The organism is Janthinobacterium sp. CG3 (assembly GCF_000344615.1).
In the GTDB taxonomy this organism is placed as follows: Bacteria; Pseudomonadota; Gammaproteobacteria; order Burkholderiales; family Burkholderiaceae_D; genus Janthinobacterium.
Window position 1 is genome coordinate 4,073,174 of record NZ_KB467824.1, and the last position, 17,319, is coordinate 4,090,492.

Annotated in this window: 14 protein-coding genes; 9 read left to right on the top strand and 5 right to left on the bottom strand. The window is 64.9% G+C overall.

What is annotated here, in order from left to right; all coding sequences use genetic code 11:
• Positions 1-42 precede the first annotated feature (42 nt).
• The 4 genes from JANGC3_RS0117990 to JANGC3_RS0118005 all read left to right on the top strand — a co-directional run bounded on the left by JANGC3_RS0117990 (position 43) and on the right by JANGC3_RS0118005 (position 5,813).
• Entirely contained in the window at positions 43-522 is a 480-nt protein-coding gene (locus JANGC3_RS0117990; RefSeq protein WP_017877883.1) for an Lrp/AsnC family transcriptional regulator, read from the top strand.
• 118 nt (positions 523-640) lie between these two features.
• Positions 641-2,677 carry a methyl-accepting chemotaxis protein gene (locus JANGC3_RS0117995; protein ID WP_017877884.1) on the top strand — a complete coding sequence of 679 codons (2,037 nt, stop codon included), beginning with the start codon at positions 641-643 and terminating at the stop codon, positions 2,675-2,677.
• A 94-nt stretch (positions 2,678-2,771) separates the two neighbouring features.
• Complete coding sequence (locus JANGC3_RS30895; protein ID WP_017877885.1) at positions 2,772-3,875, top strand: M48 family metallopeptidase; 1,104 nt, start codon at positions 2,772-2,774, stop codon at positions 3,873-3,875.
• 102 nt (positions 3,876-3,977) lie between these two features.
• Positions 3,978-5,813, top strand: coding sequence for a DUF885 domain-containing protein (locus JANGC3_RS0118005; RefSeq protein WP_017877886.1), 1,836 nt, complete (start codon positions 3,978-3,980; stop codon positions 5,811-5,813).
• A 162-nt stretch (positions 5,814-5,975) separates the two neighbouring features.
• On the opposite strand, the gene JANGC3_RS29560 is transcribed toward JANGC3_RS0118005, so the two are convergent.
• Both JANGC3_RS29560 and JANGC3_RS29565 read right to left on the bottom strand, forming a co-directional pair.
• Positions 5,976-6,368, bottom strand: a complete 393-nt coding sequence (locus JANGC3_RS29560) for a hypothetical protein (RefSeq protein ID WP_157406719.1) — start codon at positions 6,366-6,368, stop codon at positions 5,976-5,978.
• Positions 6,369-6,374: 6 nt separating this feature from the next.
• A complete protein-coding gene (locus tag JANGC3_RS29565) occupies positions 6,375-6,665 on the bottom strand; it encodes a hypothetical protein (RefSeq protein WP_157406722.1) in 291 nt (96 codons plus the stop codon).
• Positions 6,666-6,728: 63 nt separating this feature from the next.
• Here JANGC3_RS29565 and JANGC3_RS33880 point away from each other — a divergent pair, with 63 nt between their 5' ends.
• The 5 genes from JANGC3_RS33880 to JANGC3_RS0118040 all read left to right on the top strand — a co-directional run bounded on the left by JANGC3_RS33880 (position 6,729) and on the right by JANGC3_RS0118040 (position 10,884).
• Positions 6,729-6,935, top strand: a complete 207-nt coding sequence (locus JANGC3_RS33880) for an NAD-dependent epimerase/dehydratase family protein (protein WP_081611908.1) — start codon at positions 6,729-6,731, stop codon at positions 6,933-6,935.
• The gene (locus JANGC3_RS29570; RefSeq protein ID WP_017877890.1) at positions 6,932-8,008 is read left to right on the top strand and encodes an SDR family oxidoreductase; all 1,077 of its coding nucleotides are present in this window, start codon (positions 6,932-6,934) and stop codon (positions 8,006-8,008) included. The genes JANGC3_RS33880 and JANGC3_RS29570 overlap by 4 nt, the downstream gene beginning before the upstream one ends.
• Entirely contained in the window at positions 8,008-8,472 is a 465-nt protein-coding gene (locus JANGC3_RS0118030; protein ID WP_017877891.1) for a DUF2269 family protein, read from the top strand. The genes JANGC3_RS29570 and JANGC3_RS0118030 overlap by 1 nt, the downstream gene beginning before the upstream one ends.
• Before the next feature lie 175 nt (positions 8,473-8,647).
• A complete protein-coding gene (locus JANGC3_RS0118035) occupies positions 8,648-9,718 on the top strand; it encodes an SRPBCC family protein (protein WP_157406725.1) in 1,071 nt (356 codons plus the stop codon).
• A complete protein-coding gene (locus JANGC3_RS0118040; protein WP_017877893.1) occupies positions 9,715-10,884 on the top strand; it encodes a zinc-dependent alcohol dehydrogenase in 1,170 nt (389 codons plus the stop codon). Before JANGC3_RS0118035 ends, JANGC3_RS0118040 begins: the two co-directional genes overlap by 4 nt.
• Before the next feature lie 59 nt (positions 10,885-10,943).
• Here the strand turns inward: JANGC3_RS0118040 and JANGC3_RS0118045 are convergent, their stop codons facing one another.
• From JANGC3_RS0118045 to rpoC, 3 genes are all read right to left on the bottom strand, one after another.
• Positions 10,944-11,783: an HDOD domain-containing protein gene (locus JANGC3_RS0118045; RefSeq protein ID WP_026133143.1), complete on the bottom strand. Its 840-nt coding sequence runs from the start codon at positions 11,781-11,783 to the stop codon at positions 10,944-10,946.
• 101 nt (positions 11,784-11,884) lie between these two features.
• Positions 11,885-12,517, bottom strand: coding sequence for a hypothetical protein (locus JANGC3_RS0118050; RefSeq protein ID WP_017877895.1), 633 nt, complete (start codon positions 12,515-12,517; stop codon positions 11,885-11,887).
• A 563-nt stretch (positions 12,518-13,080) separates the two neighbouring features.
• Positions 13,081-17,319: a DNA-directed RNA polymerase subunit beta' gene (gene rpoC / locus JANGC3_RS0118055; RefSeq protein WP_017877896.1), complete on the bottom strand. Its 4,239-nt coding sequence runs from the start codon at positions 17,317-17,319 to the stop codon at positions 13,081-13,083.

A 17,319-nucleotide genomic window follows, 5' to 3' on the forward strand; every position in this document is an offset into this window, starting at 1 on the left:
TAAACTGTAGAACGTTTATTCTCTCGATTGCATAGCCACTATATGAATCCCCTCGATAAGTACGATTGCGCGATCCTCGCCGCGCTGCAGGCCGACGGCACCTTGTCGATCGCCGGCCTGAGCGAGAAGATCGGCCTGTCCAACACGCCTTGCTGGAAGCGCGTCAAACGGCTCGAGGAGGACGGTTACATCGAACGCCGCGTCGCCATCGTCAACCGCCAGAAGGTCGGCCTGCCGGTAACGGTGTTCGTCAGCGTGCGCACCGGCCAGCACGACGAGAAATGGCTGCGCCGCTTCGCCGCCGCCGTGATGGCGCTGCCCGAGGTGCAGGAATTCCACCGCATGAGCGGCGACGTCGACTACCTGTTGAAGGTGGTCACCACCGACATCGGCGGCTACGACGCCTTCTACAAAAAGCTGATCAAATCGGCCCAGTTGAGCGGCGTCTCGTCGGCCTTTTCGATGGAGCAGATCAAGTCCACCACGGCGCTGCCGCTGGAATTGATTTCACATAATTTGTAACGCGCCGGCGCGAACGTTGTTCTGGTGCAACGCGAGCGGATACGCCGGATTGAACCTCGCCGCAATCGGTCTATACTGGGATTCCCCGCGCTTTGCCGCCTTCCTTCCAGGACCCTCGATGAATCTCCTGCGCCGCATGTCGATCCAAAAGAAACTGCTGCTCAGCATGGGCATGTGCCTGTTGCTGTTCCTCGCCATCTCCTCCGTGCTGAGCGTGGCCATGACGGGCCAGAACATCCGCGAGCGCGTCATCACGCTGGAGCTGCCGGCGCAGATCGGCGAGATCCGCAACGACATCCAGCGCCAGATCGCGCTGCCGCTGGCGGTGTCGCTGTCGATGGCCAACAACACCTTCCTGCACGACTGGGAAGACGGCGACCTGCCGGACGAGGGCATGCCGGCCTGGCAAGCCTACGCCAAGGCGCTCAAGGAAAAGAACAAGGCCGCCAGCGTGTTCTGGATTTCCGGCAGCAGCGGCAAGTACCTGAGCGACGCGGGCCTGGTGCGCACGCTGGAGAAGGCCAAGGCCGGCGACCAGTGGTTCTACGGCTTCCTGGCCGGCGGCAAGCCCTACACGCTCGACCTCGACAAGGACGCCAGCGCCAACACCTTCATGCTGTTCATTAACACCCGGGTCGCCACCGCCAAGGGCAAGCAAGCCGTCGCCGGCCTCGGCCTGTCGGTCGAGTCGCTGGCCGAGACCATCCGCGCCTACAGGATCGGCAAGTCCGGCTTCGTCTACCTGGTGCGCGCCAACGGCGGCCTGCTGATCCACCGCGACGCCGCGCTGGCCGACGGCAAGCACATGCTCAAGGACTTGCCCGGCTTCGACGAGAAGGTCAGCGCCGCCCTGCTGAACGGCGCCAAGTTCGCCCACACCACCTACAACGCGCCCAGCGGCAAGCAATTCGTCGCCTCGTCCTTCGTGCCGGAGCTGAACCTGTACGTGGTGGCCGAGGTGCCCGAGGCCGAAGTGCTCGACAACGTCACCAGGTCGGCCACCATCTCGGCGCTGGTGGCCGGCCTGGTTGGCGGCGGCGTCGGCCTGTTCATCATCTTCCTGATCAGCCGCGCCATCGCCGCGCCGGTCAGCCGCGCCGCCCACATGCTGGAGGAGATCGCCAGCGGCAACGGCGACCTGAGCCGACGCATGACGGTCGAGTCGGAGGACGAGATCGGCGCGCTGGCCGGCGCCTTCAACCGCTTCGTCTCCTCGCTCAACGTGACCATCGGCCAGGTGCGCGAGAGCACCGGCCTGATCGCCTCGGCGTCGAGCGAAATCGCCAGCGGCAACCTGGACCTGTCGAACCGCACCGAGGCGCAGGCCTCCAGCCTGGAGGAGACCGCCGCCGCGATGGAGGAGCTGACCTCGACCGTCAAGCAGAACGCCGACAACGCCAAGCAGGCCAACCAGTTGGTGGTGTCGGCCTCCGGCTACGCCGTCAAGGGCGGCGACGTGGTCGGCCAGGTGGTCGAGACGATGGGTTCGATCACCGCCAGCTCGCGCAAGATCGTCGACATCATCGGCGTCATCGACGGCATCGCCTTCCAGACGAACATCCTGGCGCTGAACGCCGCCGTCGAGGCGGCTAGAGCCGGCGAGCAGGGCCGCGGCTTCGCCGTGGTCGCCTCCGAGGTGCGCAACCTGGCCCAGCGCAGCGCCGGCGCGGCCAAGGAAATCAAGGACTTGATCGTCGACTCGGTGGCCAAGGTCGACGCCGGCAGCAAGTTGGTCGACACCGCCGGCGCGACCATGCAGGAAATCGTCCAATCGGTGCAGCGGGTGGCCGACCTGATGGCCGAGATCGCCCACGCCAGCCAGGAGCAAAGCCTGGGCATCGGCCAGGTCAACAGCACTATCATCCAGATGGACGACACCACCCAGCAAAACGCCGCGCTGGTCGAGCAGGCGGCCGCCGCCGCGCAGTCGCTGCAAGACCAGGCCGCCAAGCTGGCGCAGGTGGTCAGCGTGTTCAAGCTGGAGGAAACGGGCCTGGCGCGGTCGACGCCAAGCGCGCCGGCGGCGCCGCGCCGGCCCGCCCCGCCACGCGCCCCGGCGGCGGCGAAAACGCCGTTGGCGGCGCCGAAGCCGCCGGCCAAGGCCAAGCCGGCGCCGTCGGGCGCCAAAACCGCCGACGAATGGGAAGAGTTCTAACCGTCAGGGGTGAAATACCATACGGGCACCGTCGCACCGGGTTGACAGGGCGGGCATGGGATAATGCCCCCACCCTTTTCCCCGAGCGAGCGCCATGCCCACCTTCCAAGCCCGCCTGACCGGCGCCACTTACCCGCCGGCCGGCTCGATCGTCGGCGCCCGCTTCGAGCGCGGCCGCCTGCTGGTTGACGCCGCCGGCCTGGCGCTCGACCCGGCCGGGCTGATCGTCAGCGTCGGCGGCTTCGAACAACCCGAACTGTTCCTCAACTGGCTAGACGACAACGGCGCCCCGGCCGCGCTGCAACCGCTGGCCGCGGCCGACATCGCCACGCTGCTGGCCGACGCCCCGCCGGCCTTGCAGCCGCCATTGCAACTGTGGCGCCAGCGCGGCGGCAACCGCCGCCAGGTGTGGCGCTGGCTGGGCGCGTTGGCCGGCGGCGCCGTCCTGCTGGCGGCGCTGGCGTGGTGGCAGGCGCCGCGCGCGGCGGGCTGGCTGGCCGGGCAAGTGCCGGTCTCGGTCGAGGAAAAACTGGGCCGCCTCGCGCTGGCCCAGCTGCGCTCGCAAGGCCGGCTGCTCGACAGCGGCGCGGCGCAGCAGGCGCTGCAGCGCATCGGCGCCGAGCTGACCCGCGGCTCGCGCTACCGCTACCAATGGTTCGTCAAGCAAGACCCGACGGTGAACGCCTTCGCCATGCCGGGCGGCTACGTCGTGGTCCATTCCGGGCTGCTGCAACTGGCGGCCAACCCGACCGAGCTGGCCGCCGTGCTGGCCCACGAGGTGCAGCACATCGAACAGCGCCATTCGCTCAAGCAAATGATCGGCTCGCTCGGCTGGGGCGCCTTGCTCAGCGTGACCGTGGGCGACGTCAGCGCGGTGGCGGCGACGCTGGCGCACCAGGCCGGCGCGCTGTACTTCAGCCGCGACATGGAGGACGAGGCCGACCGGCTGGGTTTCCAGGCGCTGCTGCGCGCCAATATCAAACCGGACGGCATGCTCAGCTTCTTCCAGAAAATGGCGGAGGCGGACGCCAAGGACGGCGGCGCCGTGCTGCCGGCGTGGATCTCGTCGCACCCGGACACGGCCCAGCGCGGCGCCCGCATCCGCGCGCTGATCGCCGCCCAGCCCTGCCCGCCATGCCGGAGCGTGGACGGCGACTGGGCGGCGCTCGTCGCCAGCCTCGACGCGGGCAAGAAATAGGCCGCGGGGCCGTGCCGCGGGGCATCGAAACATTGTCCAAATTGCAGCCGATGGCGTATCCTTGCCGCCAACGTTCACCACTCCCCACGAAGGAAGCAGTTTATGACGCATCGTTTCAATGCCGGCACAATCGGCACGCTGACCGCCGCCCTCCTTTTTAGCTGCGCCTGCGCCGGCGCCGCCCCGCCGTCCGGCGCCGCCGCGCCAAGCGCCGGCGCCGACCAGGCGCCTGCCAACGGCGCGGCCAAGGCGCGGCGACAACTGCGCACCCTGGCCGACGAGTACTACGACGCCCAGGCCCGCTTCGACCCGCTCGGCGCCACGGAAAACGGCGACAACCGCTTCGACAGCCAGTTGGGCATGGGTATCGCGCCGGCCGTGCGCGCCAGGCAGTTCGCGTTGCTGCGCCGCTTCGCCGTGCGCCTGGCCGCGATCAAGCCGGAGCAGCTCAACGGCGGCGAGCGTATCAGCCACGAGATCCTCGGCCTTGAACTGGCCAGCGCGCTGACGTTTGAAAAATTCCCCGAACACCTGCTGCCGCTGAACCAGATGGACAGCGTGCCGGTCGCGCTGGCCAACTACGCCGGCGGCGACGCCGCCCAGCCGATCAACAGCGTCCAGCAATACGACGCCTACCTGAGCCGCGTCGGACAGATGCCGGCGTGGATAGACCAGGCCATCGCCAACATGCGCCAGGGCATGCGCAGCGGCATCGTGCTGCCGAAGGCGCTGGTCGAATCGGCCCTGCCGCAGTTCCAGAAACTACGCAGCGACACGGTGGAAAAGAGCGTCTACTACACGCCGATCGGCAAGCTGCCGGCGCGCTTTTCCGCCGCCGACAAGCGCCGCCTGAGCGCCGCCTACCGCAGCGTCATCGGCGCCACGGTGTTGCCGGCGCTGGCCCGGCTGGCCACCTTCATCGAACAGGAATACCTGCCCGCCAGCCGCGACAGCAGCGGCTGGAGCGCCCTGCCCGGCGGCGCCGAATGGTATCAGGCGCGCGTCGCCAGCCAAACCACCACCGCCTTGCAGCCCGAGCAGATCCACGCCATCGGCCTGAAGGAAGTGGCGCGCATCCAGGCCCAGTTCAGCGTGCTCGGGCCGCAGCTCGGCTACGACGGTCCGGCCGCCGGCCTGCCGCTGTGGGTTGCCGCGCAGCCGAAGTTCCACCCCTTCACCACCGAGCAGGAAGTGCTGGACGTCTACCGCAAGCTCAACGTGCTGCTCGACAGCAAGCTGCCGGCGCTGTTCACGTTGACGCCGAAGGCGCCGCTGGACTTGCGCCTGGAGCCGGAACTGAGCCGCGCCACCGCCGCCGACCACTACACGCCGCCGGCGGCGGACGGCAGCCGCCCGGGCGTGTTCTGGTCGGTGGTCAACGATCCCAAGCAGTACGGCAACAGCGGCATGACCACGCTGTTCCTGCACGAGGGCAAGCCGGGCCACCATTTCCACCTGGCGCTGGTACAGGAAATGCCCTTGCCGAACTTCCGCAAATTCGGCGGCAACAACGCCTTCACCGAAGGCTGGGCGCTGTACGCCGAAACGCTGGGCAAGGAAATGGGGCTGTTCGAGAACCCGGCCGATTACGTCGGCCACCTGACCGACGAGCTGCTGCGCGCCACCCGCCTGGTGGTCGACACCGGCCTGCACGCCAAAGGCTGGACGCGCGAACAAAGCATTGCCTACATGCGCGACAAGCTCGGCTACGACGCCGGCGCCAAGAGCGAGACCGAGCGCTACATGGCTTGGCCGGCGCAGGCGCTGGGCTACAAGATCGGCGCGCTGAAAATCGTCGAACTGCGCCAGCACGCGGCCGCCGCCCTGGGTGACAAGTTCAGCCTGCCGAAGTTCCACGAAGTGGTGCTGGGCGACGGCACCCTGCCGCTGAGCCTGTTGGAAAGCAAAGTCGACCGCTGGATCGCCGCGCAGCAATAAAGCCGCGCCACGGCCGATGAGTGCCGCTTAATGCCGGGCCGCGCAGGCCGCCGGCGGCGTCCGCGCCGGCAGCCTGCGCAGCGTGGCGGCGCGGACGCCGTCGCGCACGCTCCACGCCAGCGCGAACACGCCCAGCGCCGTCAGCAGCCAGCTGCGCCAGCCTTAATCGACCGCGACAATCGCCGCGGGCAAGCCGCGCCAGCGCCGCAACTGGCCCACCAGCAAGCTCAAAAACACGCCCAGGTTGATATACAACAACACATGGCTAAGCTGTTCGCTGACGCTCAACACCCGCGTGCGCAACTCGACGACGGCGTCGCGCGTCGTCACGCCCAACTCGGCGGCCACCAGCGCCGCCACCAGCCAGACCGGAGCGCCATGCCACTGCCACCACGCCAGACCGATGAACAGCGCGGCGAACAGCGACTCGCGCGCGCAGTGCAGGCCTTGCTCGCGGGCGGCCCAAGCTTGCGACGGCAGGCGCTCCTTCAGCTCATGGTTCCAGAGCACGTCGAACGCGCCGATCAGCCCATGCAAGATTAGAAAATACAACATCGTCGCTCAGCGCGGCCAATCCGCCCCCGGCAGCAGGCGCGGCAGCGCCAGGCCCAGGCCGAAGGCGGCGTACACCAGCAACAGCGAAGCGCTCGACAGGCGCTGCTCGTAGCCGGGGTGCAGCCGCTGCGGCGTCAGCTTGTAATCGACGAAGCAGGCCAGCGCCGACATCGCCGCCGCCGAGCCGAGCACCGGCACCGCGCCGCGGGCGCGCCCGCCAAGCCATTTCTCGTACAGCACCGCCCACATCACCGCGCTGGCGTGGTGGATCACATAGCCGGGCAGCGTGTAGCGCACGCTAGGCCGGTTCTGGCGCACCGCGCGCTGGCCCCACGGCAAACAAGCAAACGGAGTTTGTCGATGCGTATCCTGCTCACCGGAGCCAGCGGTTTTATTGGCCGCCACCTGCGCGCGGCGCTGCTGACGGCCGGCCACACGCTGGTGTTGACCGCGCGCGGCGCCGCCGCCCATGCGCCCGAGCCGGGCCTGCGCTACATCGAGGCCGACTTCAGCCGCGACGTCGAGCGCAGGTATGGCGCCCGCGCCTGGCGCGGATCGACGCCGTGATCAACGCCGTCGGCATCCTGCGCGAACGCGGCGGCCAGCGCTTCGACGCCATCCACGCGCGCGCGCCGTGCGCGCTGTTCCAGGCGTGCGAGGCGGCCGGCGTGGCGCTGGTACTGCAAATTTCCGCGCTGGGCGCCGACGCCGGGGCGCGCAGCCGCTACCACCTGTCGAAAAAACGCGCCGACGACGTCCTGCTGGCCTTGCCGCTGCGCGGCGTCGTGGCGCAGCCGGCGCTGGTGTATGGCGACGACGGCGTCAGCGCGCGCCGCTTCACCGGCATCGCCAGCTGGCCGCTGCTGCCGCGCCTGGGCCGCGCCGAGCACACCATCCAGCCGCTGCACGTCGACGACCTGGTGGCGGCGGTGATGGCGCTGCTGGCCGAACCGCCGGCACGCAGCGGCCGCGTCGAGCTGGCCGGGCCGGAGCCGTTGTCGCTGACCGACTTCCTGCAAACCCTGCGCGCGGCCATGGGCCTGCCGCGCGGACGCGTGCTGACGATTCCGCGCCCGCTGGTGCGCCTGGGCGCCGCGTTCGGCGCGCTGCTGCCGAACAGCCTGCTCGACGGCGAAACGCTGGCCATGCTCGAGCGCGGCAACAGCGGCAGCCCGGCGACGCTGCGCCACCTGCTGGGCTACCCGGCCCGGCCCCCGGCGCAATTCATCGCGCCCGCGGCGGCACCGCGCGTGCGCCTGCAAGCCAAACTGAGCTGGCTGCTGCCGCTGCTGCGCGCGTCGCTGGCGGCGCTCTGGCTGGGCACCGCCGCCGTTTCGCTGGGCCTGTACCCGGTGGCCGACAGTTACGCGCTGCTGGCGCGCACCGGCCTGAGCGGCACGCCGGCCAGCGTCGCCCTGTACGGCGCCGCCCTGCTCGACCTGGCGCTTGGGCTGGGCACGCTGCTGATGCGCCGCCGGCGCCGCCTGTGGCAGGCGCAGATCGCCCTGATCGTCGCCTACAGCGCCATCATCGCGTGGAAACTGCCGGAATTCTGGCTGCACCCGTACGGCCCGCTGCTGAAAAACCTGCCGCTGCTGGCCGCGCTCTGCTTGCTGCTGGAACTCGACGAAAGCCACTGATGGACTACCTGCTGGTCAAAGTGCTGCACATCCTGTCGGCCACCTTCCTGTTCGGCACCGGTGTCGGCTCGGCGTTCTATCTGCTGTTCACCAGCCTCAGCCGGGACGTCCGCGCCATCGCCGTCGTCACGCGCGCGGTGGTGCTGGCCGACTGGCTGTTCACCGCCACCACGATGGTGCTGCAACCGCTCACCGGCCTGTACCTGGCGCACCTGGCCGGCATGCCGCTGGGCAGCCGCTGGCTGGCCTGGTCGCTGCTGCTGTACGGCGTCGCGGTGGCCTGCTGGCTGCCGGTGCTGTGGCTGCAAATCCGCCTGCGGCGGCTGGCCTGCCGCGCCGCCGCCGACGGCGCCGCGCTGCCGGCCGTCTACTGGCGCTACTTCCGGCTCTGGGTGGCGCTCGGCTTTCCAGCCCTGCTGGCCTTCCTGGCCATCTTTTATTTGATGGTCGTCAAGCCAGCGTGAAGGCGGGGCCAGCCCGCGCCATGCGCGCTCAATTGATCTAGCGCAGAACCGGGCCGGCGCGGCACGTTTCCCATGCCGGCGACGGAACTGTCGCGGCCACCACGGGCCTAAACGATATGACCATTCAACGATTGGCGCTTGCGCGGCGGGACCGCGGCGTGCGCCGGGAGACATCATGCCAAACATCACCGAACATTCCCCGTCAAGCCGGAGCCGGCCCGGCTCCTGGCAATTCCCCACCTCGTCCGAAATGCCGGACGACGACGCCGACAGCGAACACGAAGCGCACGCGGCGCCCTCGCGGCGCGGCGCCGGCCATGCAGACGAGCAGCGCGGCGCCGCCGGGCAACGCGGCAACCAGCTGGCGACCGCGCTTGGCTGGCTGAGCATCGGCGTCGGCGTGGCCCACCTGCTGGCGCCGCGCGCGGTCGCCAAGGCGGCCGGCCTGCCGCCCTCGCCGCTGATGATGCGCGCCATGGGCGTGCGGGAACTGGTCTGCGGCGTCGGCCTGCTGAACCAGCCGGACTCGCCGACATGGCGCTGGTCGCGCGTGGCCGGCGACGCCGCCGACCTGCTGATGCTGGGCGTGGCCACGCGCGCGCCGGGCAGCGCGCGCGGGCGCCTGGCCGCCACCGCCGCGGTGGTGGCCGGTGTGGCGGCGCTGGACGTGATGGCCGGCGTGCGCAGCGCCGCCCGGCAGCCGTACCGCGCCACGGCGCTGGCCGGCGGTGCCGGCATGCCGGTGACGCAGACGGTCAGCATCAACCGCTCGCCCGACGAGTGTTACCAGTTCTGGCGCGACCTGGAGCGCCTGCCGCGCTTCATGCAGCACCTCGAATCGGTGCAGCGCATCGACGAACGCCGCTCGCACTGGAAGGCCAAGGGGCCGGCCGGCAGCAGCGTCGAGTGGGACGCCGACATCACCGAGGACGTGCCGGGCCAGCGCCTGGCCTGGCGCTCGGTCGACGGCGCCGACGTCGCCAACGAGGGCGTGGTGGAATTCCTGCCGGGTCCGGGCGGGCGCGGCACCGTGCTGACGGTCGGCATGCGCTACGATCCACCGGCCGGCAAGGTGGGCGCGGTCGCCGCCAAACTGTTCGGCGAAGAGCCGTCGCAACAGATCGAAGAAGACCTGCGCCGCTTCAAGCAATTGATTGAAACGGGGGAAATCGCCACCACCAACGGCCAGCCTAGTGGACGGCGCAGCTTCCTTGCGCGCCTGTTCAACAAAGAGGTGCGACCATGAAAGCGAACTGCTGGCACGGCAAGCAAGACGTGCGCGTCGAACAGGTGCCGGACCCGAGCATTCTGAACCCGCGCGACGCGATCATCAAAGTCACCTCGACGGCCATCTGCGGCTCGGACTTGCACCTGTATAACGGCGTGGTACCGACGATGGCGCAGGGCGACATCCTCGGCCACGAATTCATTGGCGAGGTGGTCGAGCTGGGCGCCGGCGTCGACAACTTGAGCGTGGGCGAGCGTGTGGTGGTGCCCTTTCCCATCGCCTGCGGCCGCTGCTTTTTTTGCGAACAAAAAATGTTCTCGGTGTGCGAAAACTCCAACCCGAACGCCTACATGGCGGAAAAACTGTGGGGCCACTCGCCGGCCGGCATTTTCGGCTATTCCCACCTGACCGGCGGCTATGCCGGCGGCCAGGCCGAGTACGTCAGGGTACCGTACGCCGACGTCGGCCCGCTACCCATACCGGCCGGGATGAAGGACGAACAGGTGTTGTTTCTATCGGACATTCTACCCACCGGTTACATGGCGGCCGAGGCCTGCGACATCGAGCCGGGCGACGTCGTCGCCGTTTGGGGCTGCGGCCCGGTCGGCCAGTTCGCGATCCAGAGCGCCTACCTGCTCGGCGCCGAACGCGTGATCGGCATCGACCACTACCCCGAACGGCTGCGCATGGCGCGCGAGCAGTCGGGCGCCGAGACCATCAACTTCGACGAGGTCGACGTGCTCGACGCGCTCAAGCAGATGACGGGCGGACGCGGCCCCAACGCTTGCATCGACGCCGTCGGCATGGAGGCGCACGGCGCCGGCGCTGCCTACGCCTACGACCGGGTCAAGCAAGCGGTGCGGCTGGAAACGGACCGCCCGACGGCGCTGCGCGAGGCGCTGCTGGCGTGCCGCAACGGCGGCGTGGTTTCGGTGCCGGGCGCCTACGGCGGCTTCAGCGACAAAATCCCCTTCGGCGCCGTCATGAACCGTTCGCTGACCATCAAAACCGGCCAGACCCACGTGCAGCGCTACATGGCGCCGCTGCTGGAGCGGATACAAAAGGGCGAGCTGGACCCGTCGGTCATCATCACCCACCACTTGCGGCTCGACGACGCGCCGCACGGCTACGACATCTTCATGAACAAGCAGGAACAATGCATCAAAGTCGTCATGCACCCGTAACGCGTGCCGGCGGGGGGCCGGACCCTTGGGGTCTGCCCCCCGCCGCCTTTGGTTTGAAGCTACACCAGCAGCGCCGCGCACATCGACTTGACCTCCTCGTCGGACTCCTCCAGTATGCTTTTCAGCATCTCGTTATCGATGATGAAACCGATGACCGATTCCGACGGCGTCAGCATCTCCAGCGAACTCGCCTGCAAGGGCGACGCGACCGGCGCCAACTGCTTGGCCAGCAACAGGGTGTCCAGCAGGGAATCGGGCGGAATCGCCAACAAGCCGTCGCGCACCCCCTCGACGGCCGCGGCCACAGCATCGGGAATCATCAAGCGTTTCATGACCTCGTGTGAAATAACCTCCTCGGCCGACTCCATCCACCGCTCCGGCTTGCCTTGTAGTAGGCCGGGAAACTCGTCGGCGCGCGACAGCAAATAAAATCCGCCGACCTCGTGTACGATGCCGGCGAACAAAGCGGTATCGGCGTCGATGAAGGTGACGCGGCGCGCGATCACATGCGCCAACGCCGCCACGTGGGCGGTATGCTCCCACAACTGCTGGGCCATAATGCGCAAATTGGGATCGACGATCTTGCTGCCGAACTGGCGCACCACCATGGCAGCGACCAATGAATACAGATTGCGGTAGCCGACCCGCAGCACCGCCGCCCGCACGCCGGTAAAGCCGGCTCCGCCACCGCGATTGAATACCGCCGAATTCGCCAGCGCCACCGTGCGCGCCGCCAATGCCGGATCGGCCAACACCAGTTTAATCGCCGTATCGATATGGCATTCCGGATCGGCTAGCGCCAGTTGCAACTGCAAGGCCGCGTTGACGCTGGTTGGAAATACCAACTCCCCGCGCGTAGCCTGGGCGACAATGATGCCAAATGCTTCTAACCTGGTCATTTTCAAATTACCTCCGGCCCGCCGCATTGATTCATGGGCTCAGGATACATTAGCGCTGACGCGACCATAACACTATTTGAAGGCGTTTTGATTTTCGACAATTAGAGATGCATCTTGCCGATTTCAGTTTGAAACGCCCCGCCGCTTTGCTCGATATTCCCCAATTCGATGTCGTCGCCCAAAACATATATTTTAGGTTGCTGCAATACCTGCGTCAAAAACGGCTGCTCCTCGCGCAGGCGCCGTTTAAAGTCGGCAATCGAATACAGATTGGGATTAATCTTCCGCCTCAACATCCGTTCCCCAGGCGCAAGGCTAGACAGCAAATCACCATAATTGGTATCGTCGCCTATCAACAACAAATCGATATTACTGCCCGCCGCATCCTGCCCTTTTGCGGTTGCGCCATAAACAAAAGCGATCCGAATCTGTTTCGACAAGGGTGCCAAGGTTCCATGCAGCACGCCAATCAGGCCGAAGGTCTTTTGCACCAGTCCGCTTAACTCTGGATACACCAAACTTTCCTTGTTCGGCCAAAAACGCCGCACATTGCCGATACGCTCGGACGTGATCAAGCCGGAGTCGTGCAAGCGCCGCAACTCGCGCTGGGCCGACGCGCTGCCCAAACCGGTCAGGCGCATAATCTCGTTCAAGTGGAAGCCCTCGTTGACGCGCACGAAGAGCAGCCCGAGGAGTTTTTGCTGTGCTGGAGTGAAGAGGGCTTGGGCAATCATGAACCAAATCTTAGCACAGTTATGCCAAATATTGACTTACACGCCACGTCCCAACAGGGCGTGGAAACCACACCTTCCAGCCGATCGTGGCAGCGTAGGTCATCACCATGCCGGAGATCGCCGAACCCCGTAAGGAGGCGGGCGTTGATTCAACAACGTTAAAGAAGGATCAGCAACAACATATAGATGTGGCGAATATTTTCGTGCGTTAAGCAGAAATATGGAAACCATACTCAAGTAAAGCTTCCGCTATATAATCTAGTAAGTCTTGTTTATTCGCGAAAATCCTATCCTACCTGCCGAATAGAACCTAATGGCTTTAAGGATCGCAGTTCGATTCTGATATTCTTACATTAGCGGGCCGTCGACTTTAAACATCAACCCAAGGCAAAGAGCCAAGGTCCGAATTTATGCTTTACCTCCGATATTACGCCGTGGGTTTTAATGATTCCGCCGCCGAAGCCGCGTGATTTAAGGTCCACGATTCCAAAATATCTTCAGGCATAAAAAAACGGCACCAAGGATTACTCCCTGGTGCCGTTTTCTATGCGATTAAAGCTGGATTACGCTTCGCCGCCATGTTGTTGCTCTTCGATGTCCTGCAGGGCTTCCGCCGCTTCGCCGGCCATTGCAGCCTTCTCGGCGAGCAACAGCGCATTGCGCTCTTCGACTTCCCACGCTTCTTTTTCCTTGCGGGCGCGATGGAAGGCCAGACCGGTACCGCCTGGTATCAGGCGGCCGACGATGACGTTTTCCTTCAGGCCGCGCAGACCGTCGCGCTTGCCCATGATCGCAGCTTCCGTCAGCACGCGGGTGGTTTCCTGGAACGATGCGGCCGAGATGAACGAATCGGTCGACAACGATGCCTTGGTAATACCCAGCAGTACGTTTTCGTAGGTTGCGGCGATCTTGTTGCCGGCGTTCATACGGTCGTTTTCGTCCAGCAGTTCCGAACGCTCAACCTGCTCGCCAACGATGTAGTTGGTGTCGCCGGCGTTGACGATCTGAACGCGACGCAGCATCTGACGCACGATCACTTCGATGTGCTTGTCATTGATCTTCACGCCCTGCAGACGATACACGTCCTGCACTTCGTCGACGATGTAACGCGCCAACGCTTCGATACCCAGCAGGCGCAGGATGTCTTGCGGATCGGCCGGGCCGTCCACGATCATCTCGCCCTTGTTCACGACTTGGCCGTCATGCACCAGCACTTGTTTGTCCTTGGTAATCAAGAACTCATGCTTGTTGCCGTCCATGTCCGTGATTTCCAGACGCTGCTTACCCTTGGTTTCTTTACCGAACGCAACCGTACCCGTGACTTCCGCCAGCATACCGGCGTCTTTCGGCGAACGCGCCTCGAACAGCTCGGCAACCCGCGGCAGACCCCCGGTAATATCGCGCGTCTTCTGCGATTCGGTAGGGATACGCGCCAGCACTTCACCGACCGACACCGCCTGGCCGTCTTTGACCATGATCAGCGCGCCGACTTGGAAGCCGATCGCCACCGAGTGTTCGGTGCCGGCGATCTTCACTTCTTCGCCCGCTTCGTTCAACAGTTTGACCTGTGGACGCAGCGTTTTGGTCAGGGAACCGCGACGTTTCGCATCGATCGCGACCAAAGTCGACAGACCGGTGACTTCGTCGACCTGACGGGCCACGGTGACGCCTTCTTCCACATTCTCGAAGCGCACCAGACCGGCGTACTCGGTAATGATAGGACGGGTCAGCGGATCCCATGTTGCCAGGGCGGTGCCGGCCTTGATGACCATGCCGTCCTTGACGATCAGGGTCGCGCCGTACGGCACTTTATGACGCTCGCGCTCACGACCGTGGTCGTCGGTAATCAGCACTTCGCCCGAACGGGAAATGACGATTTGCGCGCCCTTGCCGTTGGTGACGTAACGCATGGTTGCCGTGAAGCGGATGGTACCGTTCGATTTCGCTTCCACCGACGATGCCACCGCCGCACGCGACGCCGCACCACCAATGTGGAAGGTACGCATGGTCAGCTGGGTACCCGGCTCACCAATCGACTGCGCCGCCACCACACCGACGGCTTCGCCGGCGTTGACCATCGAGCCGCGGCCAAGGTCGCGGCCGTAGCACATTGCGCACAAGCCGAAGCGGGTGTCGCAAGTGAGCGGGGTGCGGACTTTGACTTCGTCGATCGACAGGCGTTCGATTTCCTCGACCATGTCTTCGTCCAGCAGCGAGCCGGCTTCGTACAGGGTTTCCTGGGTTTCAGGATGGACGACATCGTGCACGGTAACGCGGCCCAGGATACGGTCGCGCAGCGCTTCGATGACTTCACCACCTTCAACCAGCGCCTTCATCAGCGCGCCGTTCATGGTGCCGCAATCGTCTTCGATTACCACCAAATCTTGCGTCACGTCGACCAGACGACGGGTCAGGTAACCCGAGTTCGCGGTTTTCAGCGCGGTATCGGCCAGACCTTTACGCGCACCGTGGGTCGAAATGAAGTACTGCAAAACGTTCAGACCTTCGCGGAAGTTCGCGGTAATCGGCGTTTCGATAATCGAGCCATCCGGTTTCGCCATCAGACCACGCATACCGGCCAACTGGCGAATCTGGGCTGCGGAACCGCGCGCGCCGGAGTCGGCCATCATGTAAATGGCGTTGAACGATTCCTGCGTCGACTTGGTGCCGTCGCGGCGGATCACGTCTTCGACTTTGAGCTGGTCCATCATGGCCTTGCCGACTTCGTCCGAGGTTTTGCCCCAGATATCGACGACCTTGTTGTAACGCTCGCCGGCGGTGACCAGACCGGACGCGTATTGCTGTTCGATCTGTTTGACTTCTTGTTCGGCGGCCGCGATCAGCGTGACTTTTTGCGGCGGTACCAGCATGTCGTCAACGCAGATCGAGATACCGGCGCGGGTTGCCAGGCGGAAGCCCGACTGCATCAGTTTGTCGGCAAACACCACCGTCGCGCGCAGACCGCACTTACGGAAGGATGTGTTGATCAGCTTGGAAATTTCTTTCTTTTTCAGCGCGCGGTTCAGCACCGAGAAAGGCAGGCCCTTCGGCAGGATTTCCGACAGGATGGCGCGGCCGATGGTCGTCTCGTAGCGGGTGATCGTTTTCACGAACTCGCCCGTTTCGGCGTCCTTCGGGTACTCGGTGATACGCACGGTCACGCGGGTCGTCAGTTCGACTTCCTTGTTGTCGTAGGCGCGGATCACTTCGGACACGTCGGGGAACATCATCCCTTCGTTCTTCGCGTTGATCGCTTCGCGGGTCGCGTAGTACAGACCCAACACGATATCCTGCGAAGGCACGATCGACGGTTCGCCGTTCGACGGGAACAGAATGTTGTTCGACGCCAGCATCAGCGTACGCGCTTCCATCTGCGCTTCGATCGACAGTGGAACGTGGACCGCCATTTGATCGCCGTCGAAGTCGGCGTTGAACGCGGCGCAGACCAGCGGATGCAACTGGATCGCCTTGCCTTCAATCAGCACCGGCTCGAACGCCTGGATACCCAGGCGATGCAAGGTTGGCGCGCGGTTCAACATGATCGGATGTTCGCGGATCACGTCTTCCAGGATGTCCCAGACCACCGGTTCCTGGATCTCGACGAGCTTCTTGGCGGCCTTGATCGTGGTCGCCAGGCCCATCAGTTCAAGCTTGTTGAAAATGAACGGTTTGAACAGTTCCAAGGCCATCAGTTTCGGCAAGCCGCACTGGTGCAGTTTCAATTGCGGACCCACGACGATGACGGAACGACCCGAGTAATCGACGCGTTTACCCAACAAGTTCTGACGGAAACGGCCGCCCTTACCCTTGATCATTTCAGCCAGCGATTTCAGCGGACGCTTGTTGGCGCCGGTCATCGCTTTGCCGCGACGGCCGTTGTCCAGCAGCGAATCGACCGCTTCTTGCAGCATGCGCTTTTCGTTGCGCGTGATGATCTCTGGAGCGCGCAGCTCCATCAGGCGTTTCAGGCGGTTGTTGCGGTTGATGACGCGGCGATACAGGTCGTTCAGGTCGGAGGTCGCGAAGCGGCCGCCGTCCAGCGGTACCAGCGGACGCAGTTCGGGCGGCAGCACCGGCAGCACTTCCATGATCATCCAGTCCGGCTTGATGCCCGAACGCTGGAACGCTTCCAAGACCTTCAGGCGCTTGGCGTATTTCTTAATCTTCGCTTCGGACTTCGATTCCTTCAGTTCCACGCGCAGGGTTTCGGCATCGCGGTGGATGTCGATCGAGCGCAGCAGTTCACGGATACCTTCGGCGCCCATGAAGGCGGTGAAGTCGTCGCCGTACTCTTCGTACTTGGCGGCGTAGTCGTCTTCCGACATGATCTGGCATTTTTTCAGCGGGGTCATGCCGGGATCGGTCACGACGTACGCTTCAAAGTACAACACGCGTTCGATGTCCCGCAGCGTCATGTCCAGCACCATACCCAGGCGCGACGGCAGCGACTTCAGGAACCAGATGTGGGCGGTCGGCGAGGCCAGCTCGATGTGGCCCATGCGCTCGCGGCGCACTTTCGCCAGCGTCACTTCGACGCCGCATTTTTCGCAGATCACGCCGCGGTGTTTCAGGCGCTTGTACTTGCCGCACAGGCACTCATAGTCCTTGATAGGACCAAAAATCTTGGCGCAGAACAGGCCGTCGCGCTCAGGCTTGAAGGTGCGGTAGTTGATGGTTTCCGGCTTTTTTACTTCGCCGTAGGACCACGAACGGATTTTCTCGGGCGACGCCAGACCAATTTTGATCGCGTCGAACGTTTCGTTTTGCTGAACTTGCTTGAATAGATCGAGCAGTGCTTTCAT